Genomic DNA, 19,037 nt, shown 5'->3' with positions numbered 1-19,037 from the left:
CTTCTCTATCCCGAATTAAGTGTTGGGCGTAGCAATCGCGCCGGCATGTGGATCCAAAAAAGCGTTTTTTTGGATCGTTTGGGTAGAAAGTCTGGGCCAGGGGGGCGGGCGTTAAGAATCCACAGAATAGTTTCTGATGATTGGATGAGGCTAATGATCAAGATCAAGAAAGGCCTGGATCTTCCCATCAGCGGCGCTCCCGAACAGACCATTACGGAAGGCAAACCGATTCGCCATGTTGCGCTTATCGGTTTTGACTACCACGGCATGAAGCCGACAATGGCTGTGAAAGAGGGAGACCGTGTTAAGCGCGGTACGCTGCTGTTCACGGACAAGAAGACCGAGGGCGTTCGTTACACTTCACCGGCTGCCGGTATTGTGAAAGAAGTCAATCGCGGTGAGCGTCGAGTATTCCAGTCGGTTGTCATCGAAATCGATGGTGACGAGGCGGAAAGTTACGCTCGCTACAATGATTCGGATCTCGCCGGCCTGGAGCGCCAGCAGGTAGTCGATAACCTGGTTGAATCTGGCCTGTGGACAGCTTTCCGCACCCGGCCGTTCAGCAAGGTTCCTACAATTGACTCTACTCCGAATTCCATCTTCGTTTCCGTAATGGACACCAATCCGCTAGCGGCGGACCCTGCAGTGATCATTGGCGAGAACAGTAAGGCTTTTGAAAAGGGCCTGACTATCATCTCCCGTCTCACTAACGGCAAGGTGTTTGTTACCGGAAAGCCGGGCGCTAATGTGGCTGTGCCTAAGGCCGGTAATATCGAAGTGCACCAGTTTGACGGTGTGCATCCGGCAGGGAACGTGGGTACCCATATACATCACCTGGATCCTGTGTCAGCTACCAAGACCGTTTGGTCGATTAATTACCAGGACGTGATCGACATCGCGAAGCTGTTTGAGACCGGCGAGGTGCCGGCTGAACGCATTGTGGCGATTGGTGGCCCGAAAGCGTTAAAACCACGTCTCGTTCGTACCCGTCTGGGTGCCAGCCTGGTAGACCTGTTGGATGGTGAAGTGGCAACTGACTGTGAGGTTCGTGCTATTTCCGGTTCGGTATTTGGTGGACGTCGTGGTGATGGCCCCTGTGCTTACCTCGGTCGTTTTGCTAATCAGGTTTCGGTTCTGGAAGAGGGCCATAAGCGGCACTTCCTGGGCTGGCTGAGTCCGGGGCTGAACAAGTTCTCTGTGTTGAATATCTATTTGTCCAAGCTGACCGGAGGCAAACTGTTCGACTTCACGACCACAACTAACGGTAGTGAGCGGGCAATGGTTCCTGTTGGAGCCTATGAACAGGTTATGCCGCTGGATATTCTGCCTACTCAGCTACTGCGTTCGCTGATTGTTGGTGATACGGAAGCAGCTCAGAAGCTGGGCGCTCTGGAATTGGATGAAGAAGATCTCGCGCTGTGCACCTTCGTGTGCCCAGGTAAATATGAATACGGTCCGATTCTCCGTGAGAACCTGACCCGAATCGAGATCGAGGGCTAAACGATGTCTATCAGAAAGTATCTCGATGGAATCGAGCACCACTTTGAAAAAGGCGGTAAGTACGAGCGCTGGTACGCTCTGTACGAAGCTGCCGATACTATTTTCTATACGCCCAGTTCGGTAACTTCTACAACTTCACATGTGCGTGATGGCGTTGATCTGAAGCGCATCATGATTACAGTGTGGTTGTGTGCCTTCCCGGCGATGTTCTTTGGTATGTGGAATATTGGCTTTCAGGCTAATGGTTTCCTTGCCTCTAACCCGGACGCCATGGTTGGTGATGGTGGTCTGCGTACCGCATTTATTCAAGCTCTCGCTGATACAGGCGCAGGGGCTGGATTGTGGGACAACTTCGTATACGGTATGGCTTACTTCATCCCGGTGTACGCGGTGACCTTCATTGTGGGTGGTTTCTGGGAAGTGCTGTTTGCAACCGTGCGTCGTCACGAAGTGAACGAAGGCTTCTTTGTTACCTCTATCTTGTTTGCGTTGATTTGCCCTCCCACTATTCCTCTTTGGCAGGTGGCTCTGGGTATCACCTTTGGTGTCGTTATTGGTAAAGAGGTGTTTGGTGGTACAGGTAAAAACTTCCTGAACCCTGCGCTGACCGGTCGGGCATTCCTGTACTTCGCATACCCGGCCCAGATTTCCGGCGACACCGTGTGGACGGCTATTGATGGGTTCAGTGGCGCAACCGCTCTGAGTGTGGCTGCCAGCGACGGCATGGAAGTGCTGATCAATGATATTGGTTGGATGAATGCGTTCATCGGCACCATTCAAGGCTCCATGGGTGAAACCTCCACTCTTGCTATTCTGATTGGTGGTTTGATTCTTCTTGCCATGAAAATCGCCAGCTATCGTATTGTTGGCGGCGTGCTGATTGGCATGATTGCTATGTCCTTGCTGCTGAATCTGATTGGCTCTGAAACCAATAATATGTTCGCTGTACCACCGCATTGGCATCTGGTTATGGGTGGCTTTGCCTTCGGTATGATGTTCATGGCAACTGATCCGGTTTCTGCGGCGATGACCAATACAGGTCGTTGGTGCTTCGGTATTCTGGTCGGTGTGATGACGGTTCTTATCCGGGTCGTTAACCCGGCATTCCCGGAAGGCATCATGTTGGCGATTTTGTTTGCTAACCTTTTTGCTCCGCTGATGGACCACTACGTGGTTCAGGCCAACGTTAAACGGAGGCTCGCTCGTGGCTAAAGCTAAAGAAACTGTCTCCAGAACCATACTTGTTGCCCTGGTACTGAGCATCGTGTTCTCCGTGGTGGTTTCCACCGCCGCGGTGGTATTGCGCCCTGCGCAGGTAAAAAACCAGGACCTGGATATCAAATCCAACATTCTCGCCGCTGCTGGCATGCTGGAAGCTGGCTCAAGCGCTGACAAAATCGAGAAAGACTTCGAGTTGTTTGACGTTCGCCTGGTAGATCTTGATACCGGAGATTTTGTTGAGCCGTCTGTTGTTGGCGTTGAAGATCCCATGAAGTACGACATGTACAAGGCTGCCTCTGATCCAGCCATGGGCACGGTCATTCCGTCAGCCGAAGACCAAGCTGGAATCAAGCGTCGTCCGAACGTTGCAAAGGTTTATACCCTGAGCGAGAACGGCAAGCTGGTTCGTGTGGTACTGCCTGTTCACGGTTACGGCCTTTGGTCTACCTTGTATGGTTTCATGTCATTGGAAGGTGACCTGAACACGATAGAAGGTCTTGGCTTTTACGCTCATGCTGAAACACCAGGTTTGGGGGGTGAAGTGGATAACCCTCGCTGGAAACAGCAGTGGGTTGGCAAAGAACTGTACGGTGATGAACCAACAGAGCCTCTGATCCAGCTGGTCAAAGGCGGTGTGGGTGCCGATGCAAAGGATAAAGAACATAAGGTTGATGCGCTTTCCGGTGCAACGTTGACCAGCCGTGGGGTTGAGCGACTGGTCAACTACTGGATGGGTGACCGGGGTTATGCGCGGTTCCTCAAGAAACTTCGTGAAGGGGAGGTCTGATCATGGCTGAAACAACCGCCAAACAGGTTCTTTTCGAACCGATATTCAGTAATAACCCGATTGGGTTGCAGATCCTCGGTATTTGTTCTGCGCTTGCGGTAACCACAAGCATGAACGTCACCATTGTTATGTGCTTGTCGGTTACCGCGGTTACCGCGTTTTCCAACCTGGCTGTATCTTTGGTTCGTACTCAGATCCCGGGAAGCATCCGGATCATCGTTCAGATGACCATTATCGCCTCACTGGTAATCGTGGTTGATCAGATCCTCAAAGCCTATGCTTACGAAATCAGCAAGCAGTTGTCGGTATTCGTTGGTCTGATCATTACCAACTGTATTGTTATGGGGCGCGCCGAAGGTTTCGCTATGAAAAACGGCCCTTGGCTGAGTTTCCTGGATGGTATTGGTAACGGTATGGGCTACTCCGTTATGCTGCTGTTCGTGGCGTTCTTCCGCGAACTGCTGGGCGCTGGCTCTCTGTTCGGTGTCACTTTGCTGACTCCGGTTAACGAGGGTGGTTGGTATATCACTAACGGCCTGCTGCTGTTACCACCGAGTGCTTTCTTCATTATTGGTTTGGCAATCTGGGGACTGCGTACCTGGATGCCGGAGCAAGTCGAAGAGCCGGACTATAAAATGTCCCGCCACACTCATAAGGAGGCCTTCTGATGGAGCACTATATCAGCCTGCTTCTCAAGGCCATCTTCATTGAGAACATGGCGCTGGCGTTCTTCTTGGGTATGTGTACCTTCCTTGCCATTTCCAAGAAAATTGAAGCTGCGACGGGGCTTGGTATTGCGGTTATTGTTGTCCTGACGTTGACCGTTCCGGTTAACAATCTGATTTACAATAACATTCTTCGCGAAGGTGCGCTGGCTTGGGCTGGCCTGCCTGAAGTGGACCTCAGTTTCCTGGGTTTGATCACCTACATTGGCGTAATTGCAGCCATTGTTCAGATCATGGAAATGATTCTGGACAAATACATACCGTCACTTTACTCCGCACTTGGGGTATTTCTTCCGTTGATCACGGTGAACTGCGCCATTATGGGTGCGGCACTGTTCATGGTAGAGCGTGACTACACCTTTAGTGAAAGTGTGGTTTACGGCTTCGGTGCCGGTGTGGGCTGGGCTTTGGCCATTGTTGCTCTGGCTGGTATCCGTGAAAAGCTGAAGTACAGCGATGTTCCGGAAGGCCTGCGCGGCTTGGGAATCACCTTCATCACTGTTGGTTTGATGTCCCTTGGCTTCATGTCCTTTTCAGGGATTTCCCTGTAATTCACCCGGTGATTCGGTTTAACGAAAAGGCGAGACCATGTATACAGAAATAATACTCGGCGTGGTCATGTTCACCGTTATCGTTCTGGCGCTTGTTGCGGTCATCCTCGCGGCGAGATCCAAACTGGTAAGCACCGGTGATGTGACCATCGAAATCAATGACGACCCGGAACATACCGTGAAAACGGAAGCCGGTGGAAAGCTGTTGGGCACCTTGGCAAACAACGGTATTTTCCTGTCTTCAGCTTGCGGAGGCGGCGGTACCTGCGCCCAATGTAAGTGTAAAGTTCTGGAAGGCGGCGGCGCCATGCTGCCAACTGAAAAAACTCACTTCACCAACCGCGAAGAGAAAGAAGGCTGGCGCCTGTCGTGTCAGGTTCCTGTTAAGCAGGATATGAAGATCGAAGTGCCAGAAGAGTTCTTTGGCGTGAAGAAGTGGGAGTGCGAGGTGATATCTAACCACAACGTGGCTACCTTCATTAAAGAACTGGTTCTGAAGTTGCCAGAAGGTGAAGAAGTAGACTTCCGCGCCGGTGGTTATGTCCAGCTGGAGTGTCCTCCTTACGAAATCGATTACAAGAATTTCGATATCGAAGAAGAGTTTCACGAAGACTGGGATAAGCACGACATCTGGCGCTATAAGGCAATTAACAAAGAGGACACTATCCGGGCGTATTCCATGGCGAACTACCCGGAAGAAAAAGGTCTTCTGAAGTTTAATATTCGTATCGCTACGCCGCCTCCTGGAACAGATTATCCGCCAGGAATCATGTCGAGCTACGTGTTCAACCTGAAACCAGGTGACAAGGTCACCGTGATGGGGCCATTTGGTGAATTCTTCGCTAAGAAGACTGACGCTGAAATGGTATTCATTGGTGGCGGTGCGGGGATGGCGCCGATGCGCTCTCACATCTTCGATCAGCTCAAGCGTCTCAAAACCAAACGGAAGATCAGCTTCTGGTACGGTGCCCGTAGTGTTCGTGAAATGTTTTATGTGGAAGACTTTGACGGTCTGGCTGCAGAAAACGAAAACTTTGAGTGGCATGTGGCATTGTCTGATGCATTGCCTACGGACAATTGGGAAGGCCCAACGGGCTTTATTCACAACGTGTTGTACGAGAACTATCTGAAGGACCATCCGGCGCCGGAAGATTGTGAGTTCTACATGTGTGGGCCCCCAATCATGAACGCGTCTGTGATCAAGATGTTGAAAGATCTTGGTGTAGAAGACGAAAACATCATGCTGGATGACTTTGGGGGTTAATTAGCTCTGATGACATCCCGTATGTATAGACCCGTCAGGGTGGTTGTGGCCAGCGTCATTATGACGCTGGCTGTAGCTGCCCTGGCGGGTTGCTCGTTTCAGGAAGAAGAAAAAGTCTGGGAGATCTCAGGAGGGATCTTCGGCACGACCTATCACATCAACGTCGTTTTGCCACAAGACGATGCAAAGCTGAAGATCTTGGCCCATGGTATCAGGTCCGAGTTGGAGCGCGTCGATAATGCGATGTCAACCTGGAAGCAGGACTCTGAACTGTCCATGCTTAATCACAAGCAGGACCAGTCCAGCTGGACAGCGTTATCGGCACCGCTATTCGAAGTGATTAGCAGGGCACAGGATGTGTCTGCATTCACAGGCGGTGCATTTGATGTAACGGTTGGGCCGGTTGTGAATCTCTGGGGTTTTGGTCCTGATGCCCGGCCTAAAACTACTCCTCCAGAGGAGGCGTTGGCTGACTTGTTAGAAGTGACGGGCTGGGAGTTTCTGGAGCTTGATGCTGAAACACGCTCTATCCGGAGCAAGAAACCTCAGTATATTGACTTGTCGGGTATTGCTAAGGGGTATGGTGTTGATGTGGTCGCCCGGTACCTCGACACTGAGGGTATTCAGGCCTACCTTGTTGAAATAGGTGGTGAGGTTCGCACTCGTGGTCGGAAGCCTGACGGAGCTATTTGGCGGCTGGCAGTAGAAACTCCTTCTGAACAGGCTCGGCAAGTGAATAAAATTGTTGCCCTGGATAACCGGTCGATGGCCACGTCTGGTGACTATCGTAACTATTACGAATCGGAAGGGCAGCGATATTCACATACAATTGATCCAGATACAGGAAGGCCTATCAGTCATCAGTTAGCATCCGTTACGGTGATTTCAGACGACTGTATGACAGCCGATGCGCTGGCAACGGCCTTTAACGTTATGGGTTTTGACCGGGCTATGGGCCTGGCTACCCGGGAGAATATTCCTGCGTATTTTATTGTAAGGGGTGAAGCCGGTTTTGAGGTGCATAGCTCGCCGGCTTTTTCTTCTTATATTGTCCAGTAAAGGGGGCCGTTATGAGTACCTTTCTTTTGGTTTTATTTATTGTGGTATTGCTGATGGTCGGCATGTCGGTCGGCGTTATTTTTGGCCGTAAGCCAATCAGTGGTACTTGTGGTGGCATTGGTGCACTGGGCATCAGTTCTTCCTGTGAGATTTGTGGTGGTAATACCCAGAAGTGCGAAGAAAGCCGCGCTGATTCTACTGAGCCGGTTAAAGCCGAAGATCTGGCTTACGACGCCACGAAAACGGACAAATAGGTGCAAGTGATCGCACACATTCAATAACTAAAGCTACGCTCACGAGACGTAGATAAGGAGACACTGCGCGCATGGCAGAGCATCATTACGACGTTGTTGTTATCGGCGCCGGCCCCTCCGGTGAAGGGGCGGCAATGAACGCGGCGAAGCACAATCAGCGTGTTGCGATCATTGAAGATAAACCGACTGTTGGGGGCAACTGCACTCATTGGGGGACCATTCCGTCCAAAGCGTTGCGTCATTCTGTTAAGCAGATCATCACCTTCAATACCAATCAGATGTTCCGGGACATTGGTGAGCCTCGTTGGTTTTCCTTCCCGCGCGTTCTGCAAAATGCCCAGAAGGTTATTGGAAAGCAGGTTAAGCTGCGCACCCAGTTTTACTCTCGTAACCGGGTAGACTTGATCAATGGTCGCGCATCTTTTCTGGATCAGAACCGGCTTGTAATCCGTGGCAATAAATCTGTTGAAACCATCCATTTCAAGCAGGCGATTGTGGCGACCGGTTCCCGGCCTTACCTTCCGTCTGATGTGGATTTTCGCCACCATAGGATTTACAACTCAGACTCAATTCTGAATCTGTCCCATACGCCGCGGACGCTTATTATTTATGGCGCGGGTGTTATCGGTTCTGAATATGCGTCTATCTTTGCCGGCCTTGGAGTAAAAGTTGATTTGATCAACCCTGGCAACCGTTTGTTGTCGTTTCTTGATGACGAAATCTCCGATGCGCTTAGCTATCACCTGCGCAACAACGGGGTGCTGGTTCGTCACAACGAGCAGTACGAAACGGTAAAAGGTGATGATCATGGTGTGGTCCTTACGCTTCAATCCGGCAAGAAAATCCGTGCAGATGCCTTTTTGTGGTGTAATGGTCGTAGCGGCAATACTGAAAATCTGGGTCTGGATAAAATTGGTCTTGAGCCGAATAGTCGTGGCCAGCTGGCGGTAGACGACCACTACCGTACAGAACTTGGGCACATTTACGCAGTGGGCGATGTTATCGGTTGGCCAAGTCTGGCAAGTGCTGCTTACGATCAGGGACGCTCTGCGTCTGCCGATATCGTGCAGGATGAATACTTCCGGTTTGTGGATGATGTGCCAACGGGTATTTATACCATTCCTGAAATCAGTTCAGTTGGTAAAACTGAGCGTGAGCTGACGGAAGCCAAAGTACCTTATGATGTGGGGCAGGCGTTTTTTAAAGACCTGGCTCGTGCACAGATCACTGGTGAAGCCGTGGGTATGCTGAAGCTGCTGTTCCACAGGGAAACGCGGGAAATTCTGGGTATCCACTGCTTTGGTGACCAAGCGGCAGAAATCGTTCATATCGGCCAGGCTATTATGAATCAGAAAGGGGAGGCAAATTCCCTGAACTACTTTATTAACACAACCTTTAACTACCCAACGATGGCTGAAGCCTACCGGGTAGCCGCACTGAATGGCCTGAATCGGATCTTCTGATTCAGGCCTTGCACCAGACACTCAGAAATCACTCTGGTTGTCTGGTGTCTCTTGTTGGCAGGTTCAGCAGCGACATTGCACGGTTGTCAAAGTACATCCGGGTACTGGTCGGATAGTCTGTGATAATGCTGTCTACCCCCATTTCTTCCATTTTGAGCATGTCGTGAATGCGGTTTACCGTCCAGGTAGACACATGCATGTTGCGTTTGTGAGCCATGTCGACGGTGTGTTTGTTAAGTATTTTCCAGTTTGCGCAGAAATATTCGCAGCCTAGCGACGTTGCCAGGTTAAGTGGTTTCGGAAACTTGCGCTCAGCGACCAGTCCTATCCGAATATTTTTATCCCGGCGGCGGATTTCCCTCAGAAACCAGGGGTCGGTTGAGGTAATGGCGGCGGTCAGATACATATTGCGGCGCTGGATAATTTCAGTTATTCGATTGCATAGGATATTCAGTCGGGAACGAGTATCCTTTTTTACTTCCAGTTGTAAGTGTTCGAGGTCACTGAACTGATCAAGTAGTGTCTCAAGGGCAGGAATGCCGGTCGGTCTTGGCCATTCGCTGGTATTGCGTCTGGCGTCCATAGCATTGAGTTCGGCCGCGGTGTAGCTGCCGACATTGCCCCTTTGACTGGTTGTGCGGTCTACCGTCAGATCGTGTATCAGCACTGGCGTACCATCTTTCGATAGCACCAAATCAAGTTCGAAATGTCGCACACCCTGCCGGTAGGCATGTATAAATCCAGGCATCGTGTTTTCGGGAGCCTCACCTTTAGCTCCCCGGTGACCATAAATGATCATTCTGTAGTGTTATCCTTCAGGCGTTTATAAATGGCCTGGCGCTTTTTCCAGGTATCGTGGCATAGCTGGATGTCTTCAAGATATGCTGGCAGTTCGTCCATCAGCAAAGCCTGAGGCCCGTCTACCAAGGCTTTTTCTGGTTTTGGGTGGAAGTCCACCAGTACCATATTGGCCCCGGCAATTACACCTTGGGCTGTTGCATGCATGACATCGAGAATGCCGTCGGGTGCACCTTGGCGGGTGCCCACAGAGTGAGACGGGTCAACACACACCGGCATGCGGGTAAGGCGTTTTACCGCAGGCACGTGGGCGAAATCGACCATGTTTCGGTGCGGTTGGCCGGCTTCGGTTTTCATGCCGCGCAAGCAGAAAATGACGTTCGCGTTGCCTTCGCTGGCCAAATACTCGGCTGCATTCAGGGATTCATTCAGGGTGATACCAAAACCCCGTTTCAGCAATACCGGGTAGGTTTTTTGTCGACCGATGGCTTTCAGGAGTTCAAAGTTCTGGGTATTTCGGGTGCCCACCTGCAACATGACGCCGGTTGGCCGCCCAAGCTTCTCCAGGCAGGTATCGATTTCCTCGATATGGCTTTCATGAGTAATCTCCATGGCGACTACTTTTACGCCATGTTTGCCCGCTTTCTCAAATACCCAGGGCAGACAGCCTTTACCGTGGCCCTGGAATGAGTATGGGTTGGTGCGTGGCTTATAGGCACCCATTCGGGTGCACACCTGCCCATTGTCCTCCAGTGCTTTTAGCATGATTTCCACATGCTCGGGCACATCCACAGCGCACAGGCCGGCAAAGACATTCAGGTTGTTCTGGTTAAATTCAATGCCGTTGTAGCTGAAGCCACTTTGGCGGCTGTCGTCTTTGTGGCGGCCCAGAATCCGATAGTCATCAGAAATACGGATGGCCCGTTCTACAGCGGGTAAAGCCTCAATTTCTTCCTTGTCCAGAGGCTTGGTGTCACCCAGCAGGTAAATCTCCGTCAAACGCTGGCTTGCGCCCTGGACTTCGTGTACGCGTAAGCTGACACCCGGTAAGTTTTCGAGATAGTGCATGGTTTGGCGGTAGGCTTCGCTGTCCAGTGCTGTGTTGGCATGAAGAATGGCTAACATGATGTCTCCTCGAATTAACTGGCGGGTTCTTCCGCCCGGTGCCGCGCCTGCATGAATTCACGGTGATTGAGATGAAGCAAATCTGCGATACGACGAATCAGGTGTTCTTCGTACTTGTCGATACGCCCATCTGCAAAGGCTACACGCCACATGCTTTCGAGCAAGGCTTGTTTCTGAATCTGGTCGAAGTGATCATTGATCTGCCCGGTAAACTCATACAGTGACGTGGCGTCTTCGGCATGGGCCTGAGCATCTGCCAGAATGTCTTTGGCTTCTTCCCGGGTTATTTGGTGAGCCTGGATAGCGCAATCCAAGATGGTTTCCAGCTCGTTTTCATCTTGGTGGCTGTCAACACGGGACAGCTGAACCATCAGTGCCGTAGCCGCCACAGCCAACTGGTTCGGTGTGGCGTCTACCGGCTTTGCAGATCTGACTTCAAAGAGTTTTTTTAGGCGTTCGATCATATATTGACCACTGTGGGTTCAGGTAAACATTACGCAACGCTGGCAAGTTGTTTTACCCGGTTTTCCAGCTCTATCTGGTCTGCTGCAAATCGGCGAATACCCTCGGCCAGTTTTTCGGTTGCCATGGCATCTTCATTCGACTCCCAGCGGAACAGTTTTTCATCCACGGGGCCTATGATCTCGTCACTTGCGGCGTTTGTGGCACTCAGCCGACGGGGCAGTTGCCCATGATCGTTTTTCAGTTCTTGCAGCAGAACAGGACTGATGGTCAGGCGGTCACAGCCGGCCAGCATTTCAATTTCACCGGTATTTCGAAAGCTGGCGCCCATCACCACCGTATTGAAGTCATTGGCCTTATAGAAATTGTAGATGCGGGTAACGGACTGTACGCCAGGGTCTTCAGAGGCAGGGTAATTAGCGCGGCCCGTGTTGGCCAGGTGCCAATCAAGAATTCGACCGACAAAGGGTGAAATCAGATGTGTGCCGGCTTGGGCGCAGGCCACCGCCTGTATAAAAGAAAACAGCAGAGTGAGGTTGCAGCGAATACCTTCTTTTTCAAGTTGTTCGGCTGCAAGAATGCCTTCCCAGGTTGCTGCAATTTTGATCAATACACGGCTGGTATCTACACCTTGCTGGTCATAAAGTTCTACTAGTCGACGGGCACGCTTCAGAGTAGCGGCTGTATCGAAGGACAGGCGTGCATCCACTTCAGTTGAAACTACACCCGGAATGAGTTTCAGAATTTCCTTTCCTGCCAGCACTGCCAGTATGTCGGTGGCAAGTGTCAGTTGCTCTGCCGCCGAACCGCCTTGCCTGGTCGCCAGCAGGACAGCGTCATCCAGCATGGGGCGGTATGCATCTGAGGCCGCAGCTTTCAGAAGCAGGGATGGGTTTGTGGTCGCATCTTCCGGCCGCCATTGGGCAATAGCGTCCAGGTCACCGGTGTCGGCTACCACAGTGGTCATGGTTTTCAGTTGGTCCAGCTTACTTGTCATTCGTACTGTCGTCCCGGTTGTTAGTTATTATTGAGGTCTTCTGCTCCTGAACACCTTCGTAACCCATACAATAGCGGCAGCGTACGACAGGAACAATACAGCCAAAGGTCTGTGGTAATCAGTTTTCCTGTACGGCTTCCAGATTTTGCACTTTCGCCAGCGCTTGCTCTATCACTTCAAGGCCTGCTCCTGGCTTATTGGCGTTTTCGCTCAGGTGGCGGCGGAATTGTCTGCCTCCGGGCATGCCGAGGAACAGCCCCATGATGTGCCGGGTTATGTGTGTGAGGTAAACACCTCGGTCCAGCTCCTGCTGGATGAACGGGAACATCTGCTGCAACGCTTCATGGCGGCTGGTAACCGGCGCAGGTTCACCAAAAAATTCAGTGTCTACTTCAGTTAATAACCAAGGGTTATGGTAAGCCTCTCGTCCTAACATTACACCGTCAGTATGGCGCAGATGGTCGTGACACTCTGAAATGGTTTTGATTCCGCCGTTAATGATGATTTCCAGGTGAGGGTATGTCTGTTTCAGTCGGTATACCCAGTCATATTTTAATGGTGGAATGTCGCGGTTTTCTTTAGGGCTGAGCCCTTCAAGAATGGCAATGCGAGCATGAACAATGAACGTACGGCAGCCGGAGGCCGACACCTTCTCAATAAATTCGCACAGTTCTTCCCAGGATTCACGGCCATTGATACCAATCCGGTGCTTTACTGTAACCGGTATATCTGTGGCTTCAATCATCGCAGCCACGCCCTCAGCAACCTTGTCCGGGTGCTCCATCAGGCAGGCACCAATCAGGTTGTTCTGTACCCTGTCACTGGGGCAACCCACATTCAGGTTTACTTCATTGAAGCCGAACTGCTGAGCTAGCTTTGCGCATTCGGCGAGTTCGTTGGCATTGCTGCCTCCCAGTTGTAACGCTAACGGGTATTCGGAAGTGTCGTGGCGCAGAAAACGCTGGGTATCCCCGTGAATCAGGGCACCCGTAGTCACCATTTCTGTATAGAGTAGTGCGCGACGACTAAGGATGCGTGCCAGATACCGGAAGTGGGGGGTGGTCCAGTCCATCATGGGGGCAATGCAGAAACGACGGGAGGGTTTTCCTATGGTGTATTCTAAAGACTCAGCTATGTTCATCTATTGCTCAACCTGGCCCGTTTGAGCTGCTGATTCTATCAGGAAACTTGCTTTGGTGGCCTAGTGAATCTCCTTAAAAGATTGATGTGCCGTGTTTCAGAGCACGTCATAAACCGGTAAAATTACTATACTGATGTCTTGCGACAAACCGCCTCGTTAGCGGTTTTTCACCTGGCAACTTCCTTGCACCGAGGATAGTCTCAAATCAAAACGCGTTTCTTTCGGGCAGTAGAATGAACAGCATCCTTGCCGAACTGGCAAATCAACAGAAAATTCAGGACATGATTTCCAATCATGAGCCCTTTAGGGACATCCTGGCAGCCGTTATCCGCATAGTGGCCCAGCCGATGCCCGAAGCGCTGGTTACCTTTATGATGTATGACCAGGCTGACGATACCATCAGCCTGATCTCTGGCGATGGTCTGTCTGAGGACTATAAGGCCGCCATGCAGCGTGTGAAAATTGGTCCTGAGGTGGGCACATGCGGTGCTGCTGCATTCTGTCGTGACGTTGTCATTACCGAAAGTATTGCAGATGATCTGAGTTGGGCTGCATACCGTGATTATGCATTGAAAGAAGGCCTGGCTGCCTGCTGGTCTAGTCCGGTGCTGGATGCTGCCGGTGAATTGCTGGGAACCTTTGCCGTGTACCACCGCTCTCCCTGTAAGCCTGATGAACGTCAGTTGGTGCTGATACAGCGGGCAACAGGGCTGCTGGCGCTGGCGCTCATCCATCAGCGTGACAAACGTGCTCTGAGAATTCATCAGCAACGTTACCAGTCTCTGTTTACCCATCATCCTGATGCTGTTTATGAGTTGGATCTTGAGGGGCGTTTTGTTGCCGCAAATGAAAGCGTTGAGCGGCTCAGTGGTTTTTCTGAGAAAGACCTTCTCGGGCTTCATTACTCTCAATTTGTAAACCCGGAAGACCTGAGTTTGAGTCACCGTGCCTTTAGGAAGGCGTGTCAAGGCATACCTCAAAACTATGAAATCGGCGCTTATAATGCTTTTAACGAAAAGTACCGGGTAGGGGTCACCAATCTCCCTATCGTGGTTGATGACGAAATTGTCGGGGTGTACGGCATAGCAAGAGATATTACTCTCCAGAAAGAGAATGAACATAAACTGCATTTCCAGCGCACCCATGATCTCCTGACCGGCTTGCCCAACCGCACTGGTTTTGAAGCCCGCCTTGCTGAAGGCTACCGCTTATCTGCGCGGCGCGTTTCTGTTCTGCTGGTCAATCTCGATGGTTTTGCCTCGATCAACGATGGCCTTGGCCATGCCGTTGGTGACCAGCTGCTTCAAGCTGTAGCAAACCGGCTGGCTGATGGGCTGGAGCCCGGGAGCTTCCTTGCTCGTTTCGCAGGGGACGAATTTGGTGTACTGCTGATGGAGCAGGATAAAGAAGAGCACACGCTACAGGTCGCGGAAGGCTTATTGAGTATACTCTCCCGTCCATTCCTGATCGGTGAACATGTTTTGCATATCAGTGCCAGTATCGGCATAGCCTTTGGTAGCGGCACCTCCCAGAAAGCCGGGGAGCTGATTCAGCATGCGCACGTGGCTGTGCGTGAAGCCAAGGCTCAAGGGCGGAATACCTGGGAATGGTATGCAGGCGATGCCAGTTCCTCGGTACGTGAACACATTGCCCTGCGCCGCGAGTTGCTGGATGCGGTAGAAAACGATCAGTTGGTGCTTTATTACCAGCCCTTGGTGGACGCCCGTACTGGAGAAGTGAAAGCACTGGAAGCCTTGGTGCGTTGGCAACACCCTGAGCGAGGCCTGGTGCCGCCGGGCGTATTTATTCCGCTGGCAGAACAGACGGGCCAAATTATTGATATTGATCGCTGGGTATTGCGCCAAGCCTGTAAAGATCTGAATACCATAAACGAGGGCCGCTCTGAGCCCCTGACCGTTGCCGTCAACATCTCTCCGGTCCATTTTCGCCGAAATGGGTTCTTTGAAGAAGTCAGCCAGACGCTTGAGGAAGGCAATCTCAACCCCTGCCTCTTGGAGCTGGAGGTGACTGAAGGCCTGTTGATGGAGGGTACAGAAAAAGCCATCGAACTGTTACAGAACTTCCGGAATCTCGGTGTACGAGTTGCCATCGATGATTTTGGCACAGGTTTCTCAAGTCTGAGTTACTTACGCCAGCTGCCTATCAGCAAAGTAAAAATAGACCGCAGTTTCATCGGTGATATCGAAACCGGCCGCGAAAACGCTGCGATTGTAGAGGGTATTATCACCATGGCCCACCACCTGGGTTTGCAGGTTGTGGCTGAAGGTGTCGAAACTCAGGCGCAGCAAAAAGACCTGATCCAGCGCCGTTGCAATTTCTTGCAGGGCTTCTATTTCTCCAGGCCGGTCCCGCTGGTAGAGCTCGTTCACTTGCCTAATTGCTTGCCGGGCATCTGAATGCCGACGGGTGGGGCCAGCGTTTATGGCAGGCTCATCCCTTTGTCATGGAGCCGCTGGCCCTGGCTCGTTGTTCTGATTGTCGGTTTACTGTCCTCTGTGCCTGTTCAGGCTATCGACTGGTCGTTTTTTCTTCAACGGGGCCAGATCGTATTGGCGCTGCCAGATGTTCACTCCGAAGGCTGGCAAGTGACAGGGGCTCGGGCTGATGTGGTTCACTCGCTGGAAGCAAATCACCGGAACCTGATCGTTCATTTCAAATCTGGCTCCAGGTTATATGCAGAACGCATTGCTCAAGACTCTGCTGCAGCGGTGCAACTGAATCAGGTGCAAGTGGACCTGGGTGGTGTCACCCTCTCCCTAAACTTCTCTGGTACCGGTTCACTGGCGGAACGAAGCACTGTTACCGGCAAGGTTGGAATTCATGTTGCTGAGCTGCAACACCCGCAATTTAAATCTCAGGGGTGGGAATTCGCGGGTGCAGTCAAAGGCTCGCTGGCTGACCTTAATCTCGATGGCCAATTACGTTCGCACTCCGGCCTGGTCCTGGATGCCATCATTAGAAGTGTAGTAGGAGAGTTCCTCGCAGCGCACATTGCTATAACCCTGACCGGTGAGAACGTTCAAGAGGTCATGCCAGCTACGCTGGCAAATTGGCCGGAAATGCTGGAGTTCAGCGGAGGTAAAATACAAGCTGAAGCAAAACTGCGAATTGAACCAGATACGCCATTGGCGCTGGATAGCCAGTTCGGCTTTGAGAGTGTTGATGGTCTCATGAACAGTACGGCGGTGACCGAGCTGAATGGCCAGCTATGGGTCAGCTTGGAAAATAACGTGCTTACGGCCCGAGTCAGTGACCTGAGCATCGGCAAGATCAACTCCGGCATTGGCATTGGGCCGGTTAGTTTTTTGGCCGATTACCGGGCGTCCCAGAGCGGTTTGCTTGCTGGCGAGCTCAATATCCAACAGGCAACCGCTGAGTTTCTGGGAGGTCGTTTACGAATAGCGCCACGAACGATTGATCTGTCTGAACAGCCCTGGGGACTTCCGATTGACGCCTATGACGTATCCTTAGCTGAGTTGCTGCAGGTGTATCCCGCAGAAGGGGTGTCTGGAAGCGGCAAGCTTACGGCCCGCATTCCGGTTTCGCTGGGCGTGGCTGGTCTGGCAGTGGTGCAGGGCCAAATTGAGGCCGCTGTCCCTGGTGGAATTCTGCGATTACCCTCCGAACGCCTGCAAGCCATGCTGGGTAGTCGTCATGAGGTGGAGCCAGTCGTGAAAGCTTTGCAAAACTTTCAATACTCGGTACTCAAGAGCACGGTAGACTACGATAATGAGGGGCGGTTGGCGTTGGGCCTGAGGCTGGAAGGTAAAGAAGCCGGAGCCGAAAACGGGCAACCCATAGTCGTTAACCTCAATATTGAAGAAGATATCCCCGCCCTGTTAACCAGCCTCCAGTTGAGTGGCAGGGTCAACGAAGCCGTAACTGAACGAGTTCGACAGCGGCTGCAACAAACTGAACAGGAGGCAATGCCATGATCAAAGTGTCGCGGCTGCGTCGGCTGCTTGTGCCACGAATGCTGATGGTAACCATGCTGTCGTTCGCGCTCTTTGCCTGCACACCAACGGTGCAAATGGCAGCACCTAAAGAGCCGATAACCGTAAACCTGAACGTGAAAATCCAACATGAAATCTACGTAAAAGTGGATAAAGAAGTGGACGAACTGTTCAGCGAAAAAGGTTTGTTCTGAATGAGCTCAGACAATCCAAAGGCTGAATAAAGGGGTTAACAATGAAACGACTGAAACAACTAAGTGCGGTACTGTTAACGATAGCCATGGCTGTTCCAGCATTCGGCATGAGTTTGAGTGACGCCAAGCAGAAACTGGAAGCCGCAAAACAGCAGGGTTTAGTGGGTGAAACTCCAACCGGTTATCTGGGGGTTGTTCGGGCTGAAGGCGATACCCGAGAAGTGGTGGATGCTATCAATAGTGCCCGTCGGGATGAATATACTCGCATTGCAGAAAAGCACGCTATCCCGGTAACTCAGGTAGAAACCGTTGCTGGCAAGAAAGCGATCGAAATAACGCCTAGCGGACAGTTCGTATTGATTGATGGCCGGTGGGTAAAGAAATAGGACCAGCTCCTTATACTGAAGGCTGCATTAGAATGGGGAGCTATATGCACGGTGACTGGCTTATTGGTATTGACCTTGGTGGTACCAAAACCGAAGTCATTTTGATGGATCGGCAAAGTCGTGAGTATTTCAGGCGACGGGTGCCGACTCCGGCCGGAGACTACGGTGCCACCCTGGAAACCATCCATTCGCTGGTGCTAACTGCGGAATCCAAGGCAGGGGTCAGCGGTTTACCTGTGGGCATAGGCATACCAGGCAGTGTGTCCGGTATTACGTGCAGGGTGAAAAACGGCAACTCCACCTGGCTGAATGGCCAACCTATGCAAGACGATCTGAGCACTTTACTGCAAAGGCCCATTACCCTCACTAATGACGCCAACTGCCTGGCACTTTCCGAAGCGACAGACGGTGCCGGTAAAGGCCACAACGTCGTCTTTGCAGCCATACTGGGTACTGGCTGCGGAGCGGGAATCAGTGTCAATGGCCAGATCCTCACTGGCCCCAACGGCGTTGCCGGGGAGTGGGGCCACAACCCGCTAGCCTGGACCCCACAAATCGAACTGGAACGTCGCCCCTGCTTCTGTGGCAGCTTTGGTTGCAACGAAACGTTCTTGTCTGGCACTGGTCTGTCATTCACTCACTTACTTCTGAATGGCCAGAATTTGTCGGCTAAAGACATCACCGAAAACGCCCGCAAAGGCAACAAAGAAGCCACGGAAACTTTCAATCAATACGTTGATCACCTAGCCCGCGGGTTGGCGGTTGTTATCAACGTGCTGGATCCAGACATCATCGTGTTGGGTGGAGGCATGAGTAATGCTGAACAAATATACCGAGAACTGCCGCCAAGGTTGAAAACGTATGTATTCGGAGGCGAATTCGGAACGCCCATCGTTAAGGCTGCTCATGGTGATTCTAGCGGGGTGAGGGGGGCTGCCTGGTTGGGGCAGTCTACAGATTTAACGCAGCCCATATAAAAAATTAACAGGATCCATCTGCCTCGGCCGCAGGTTGCGGTTATGCTTGTAAATGAGTCTGCTGTTTTTTTAGTGGGCTGCGCTCTACGCTCCCCTCATTCGGCCTCCCACGAAAACTATCCAGAATCCGCTTCTTGGTGCCTTCTTCCTCTATCTGTC

General features: G+C 51.7%; 19 protein-coding genes. 14 read left to right on the top strand and 5 right to left on the bottom strand.

The window, feature by feature from the left end:
* Positions 1-153 precede the first annotated feature (153 nt).
* From ABYA77_RS09085 to sthA, 9 genes are all read left to right on the top strand, one after another.
* Positions 154-1,500 carry a Na(+)-translocating NADH-quinone reductase subunit A gene (locus ABYA77_RS09085; protein ID WP_372965639.1) on the top strand — a complete coding sequence of 449 codons (1,347 nt, stop codon included), beginning with the start codon at positions 154-156 and terminating at the stop codon, positions 1,498-1,500.
* A 3-nt stretch (positions 1,501-1,503) separates the two neighbouring features.
* Positions 1,504-2,712 carry an NADH:ubiquinone reductase (Na(+)-transporting) subunit B gene (locus ABYA77_RS09080; protein WP_372965638.1) on the top strand — a complete coding sequence of 403 codons (1,209 nt, stop codon included), beginning with the start codon at positions 1,504-1,506 and terminating at the stop codon, positions 2,710-2,712.
* Complete coding sequence (locus tag ABYA77_RS09075) at positions 2,705-3,508, top strand: Na(+)-translocating NADH-quinone reductase subunit C (protein WP_372965637.1); 804 nt, start codon at positions 2,705-2,707, stop codon at positions 3,506-3,508. Before ABYA77_RS09080 ends, ABYA77_RS09075 begins: the two co-directional genes overlap by 8 nt.
* Before the next feature lie 2 nt (positions 3,509-3,510).
* Entirely contained in the window at positions 3,511-4,176 is a 666-nt protein-coding gene (locus tag ABYA77_RS09070) for an NADH:ubiquinone reductase (Na(+)-transporting) subunit D (protein WP_372965636.1), read from the top strand.
* Positions 4,176-4,784 (top strand): NADH:ubiquinone reductase (Na(+)-transporting) subunit E, encoded by a 609-nt coding sequence (gene nqrE, locus ABYA77_RS09065; RefSeq protein WP_372965635.1) that lies wholly within the window; start codon positions 4,176-4,178, stop codon positions 4,782-4,784. The genes ABYA77_RS09070 and nqrE overlap by 1 nt, the downstream gene beginning before the upstream one ends.
* Before the next feature lie 37 nt (positions 4,785-4,821).
* Complete coding sequence (gene nqrF, locus ABYA77_RS09060) at positions 4,822-6,048, top strand: NADH:ubiquinone reductase (Na(+)-transporting) subunit F (RefSeq protein ID WP_372965634.1); 1,227 nt, start codon at positions 4,822-4,824, stop codon at positions 6,046-6,048.
* Between the two features lie 9 nt (positions 6,049-6,057).
* Positions 6,058-7,107: an FAD:protein FMN transferase gene (locus tag ABYA77_RS09055; protein ID WP_372965633.1), complete on the top strand. Its 1,050-nt coding sequence runs from the start codon at positions 6,058-6,060 to the stop codon at positions 7,105-7,107.
* An 11-nt stretch (positions 7,108-7,118) separates the two neighbouring features.
* Complete coding sequence (gene nqrM, locus ABYA77_RS09050; protein ID WP_372965632.1) at positions 7,119-7,361, top strand: (Na+)-NQR maturation NqrM; 243 nt, start codon at positions 7,119-7,121, stop codon at positions 7,359-7,361.
* A 71-nt stretch (positions 7,362-7,432) separates the two neighbouring features.
* Positions 7,433-8,824 carry a Si-specific NAD(P)(+) transhydrogenase gene (gene sthA / locus ABYA77_RS09045; protein WP_372965631.1) on the top strand — a complete coding sequence of 464 codons (1,392 nt, stop codon included), beginning with the start codon at positions 7,433-7,435 and terminating at the stop codon, positions 8,822-8,824.
* Between the two features lie 28 nt (positions 8,825-8,852).
* Here the strand turns inward: sthA and ABYA77_RS09040 are convergent, their stop codons facing one another.
* From ABYA77_RS09040 to dusA, 5 genes are all read right to left on the bottom strand, one after another.
* Positions 8,853-9,623 carry a glycerophosphodiester phosphodiesterase gene (locus tag ABYA77_RS09040; protein ID WP_372965630.1) on the bottom strand — a complete coding sequence of 257 codons (771 nt, stop codon included), beginning with the start codon at positions 9,621-9,623 and terminating at the stop codon, positions 8,853-8,855.
* Complete coding sequence (locus tag ABYA77_RS09035; protein ID WP_372965629.1) at positions 9,620-10,747, bottom strand: 3-deoxy-7-phosphoheptulonate synthase; 1,128 nt, start codon at positions 10,745-10,747, stop codon at positions 9,620-9,622. Before ABYA77_RS09035 ends, ABYA77_RS09040 begins: the two co-directional genes overlap by 4 nt.
* 14 nt (positions 10,748-10,761) lie before the next feature.
* A complete protein-coding gene (locus ABYA77_RS09030; RefSeq protein ID WP_372965628.1) occupies positions 10,762-11,211 on the bottom strand; it encodes a TerB family tellurite resistance protein in 450 nt (149 codons plus the stop codon).
* A gap of 29 nt (positions 11,212-11,240) precedes the next feature.
* On the bottom strand, positions 11,241-12,206 hold the full coding sequence (gene tal / locus ABYA77_RS09025) for a transaldolase (RefSeq protein ID WP_372965627.1): 966 nt from the start codon (positions 12,204-12,206) through the stop codon (positions 11,241-11,243).
* Positions 12,207-12,324: 118 nt separating this feature from the next.
* The gene (gene dusA, locus ABYA77_RS09020) at positions 12,325-13,347 is read right to left on the bottom strand and encodes a tRNA dihydrouridine(20/20a) synthase DusA (protein ID WP_372965626.1); all 1,023 of its coding nucleotides are present in this window, start codon (positions 13,345-13,347) and stop codon (positions 12,325-12,327) included.
* Between the two features lie 233 nt (positions 13,348-13,580).
* On the opposite strand from dusA, the gene ABYA77_RS09015 reads away from it, so the two are divergent.
* The 5 genes from ABYA77_RS09015 to ABYA77_RS08995 are packed head-to-tail and all read left to right on the top strand — an operon-like array spanning position 13,581 to position 18,878.
* Positions 13,581-15,764, top strand: coding sequence for a putative bifunctional diguanylate cyclase/phosphodiesterase (locus ABYA77_RS09015; protein WP_372965625.1), 2,184 nt, complete (start codon positions 13,581-13,583; stop codon positions 15,762-15,764).
* Positions 15,765-17,303, top strand: coding sequence for a YdbH domain-containing protein (locus ABYA77_RS09010; RefSeq protein ID WP_372965624.1), 1,539 nt, complete (start codon positions 15,765-15,767; stop codon positions 17,301-17,303). It begins immediately after the preceding gene.
* Between the two features lie 38 nt (positions 17,304-17,341).
* Positions 17,342-17,515 (top strand): YnbE family lipoprotein, encoded by a 174-nt coding sequence (locus ABYA77_RS09005; protein ID WP_372965656.1) that lies wholly within the window; start codon positions 17,342-17,344, stop codon positions 17,513-17,515.
* Between the two features lie 41 nt (positions 17,516-17,556).
* Positions 17,557-17,901: a YdbL family protein gene (locus ABYA77_RS09000; protein WP_372965623.1), complete on the top strand. Its 345-nt coding sequence runs from the start codon at positions 17,557-17,559 to the stop codon at positions 17,899-17,901.
* Positions 17,902-17,933: 32 nt separating this feature from the next.
* Positions 17,934-18,878: an ROK family protein gene (locus ABYA77_RS08995; protein WP_372965622.1), complete on the top strand. Its 945-nt coding sequence runs from the start codon at positions 17,934-17,936 to the stop codon at positions 18,876-18,878.
* Positions 18,879-19,037 lie beyond the last annotated feature (159 nt).

This window comes from Marinobacter sp. (genome assembly GCF_041595835.1).
Taxonomy (GTDB): domain Bacteria; phylum Pseudomonadota; class Gammaproteobacteria; order Pseudomonadales; family Oleiphilaceae; genus Marinobacter.
The sequence above is the reverse complement of the archived record's forward strand: the minus strand, read 5'-3'. Positions and strand labels throughout refer to the sequence as shown.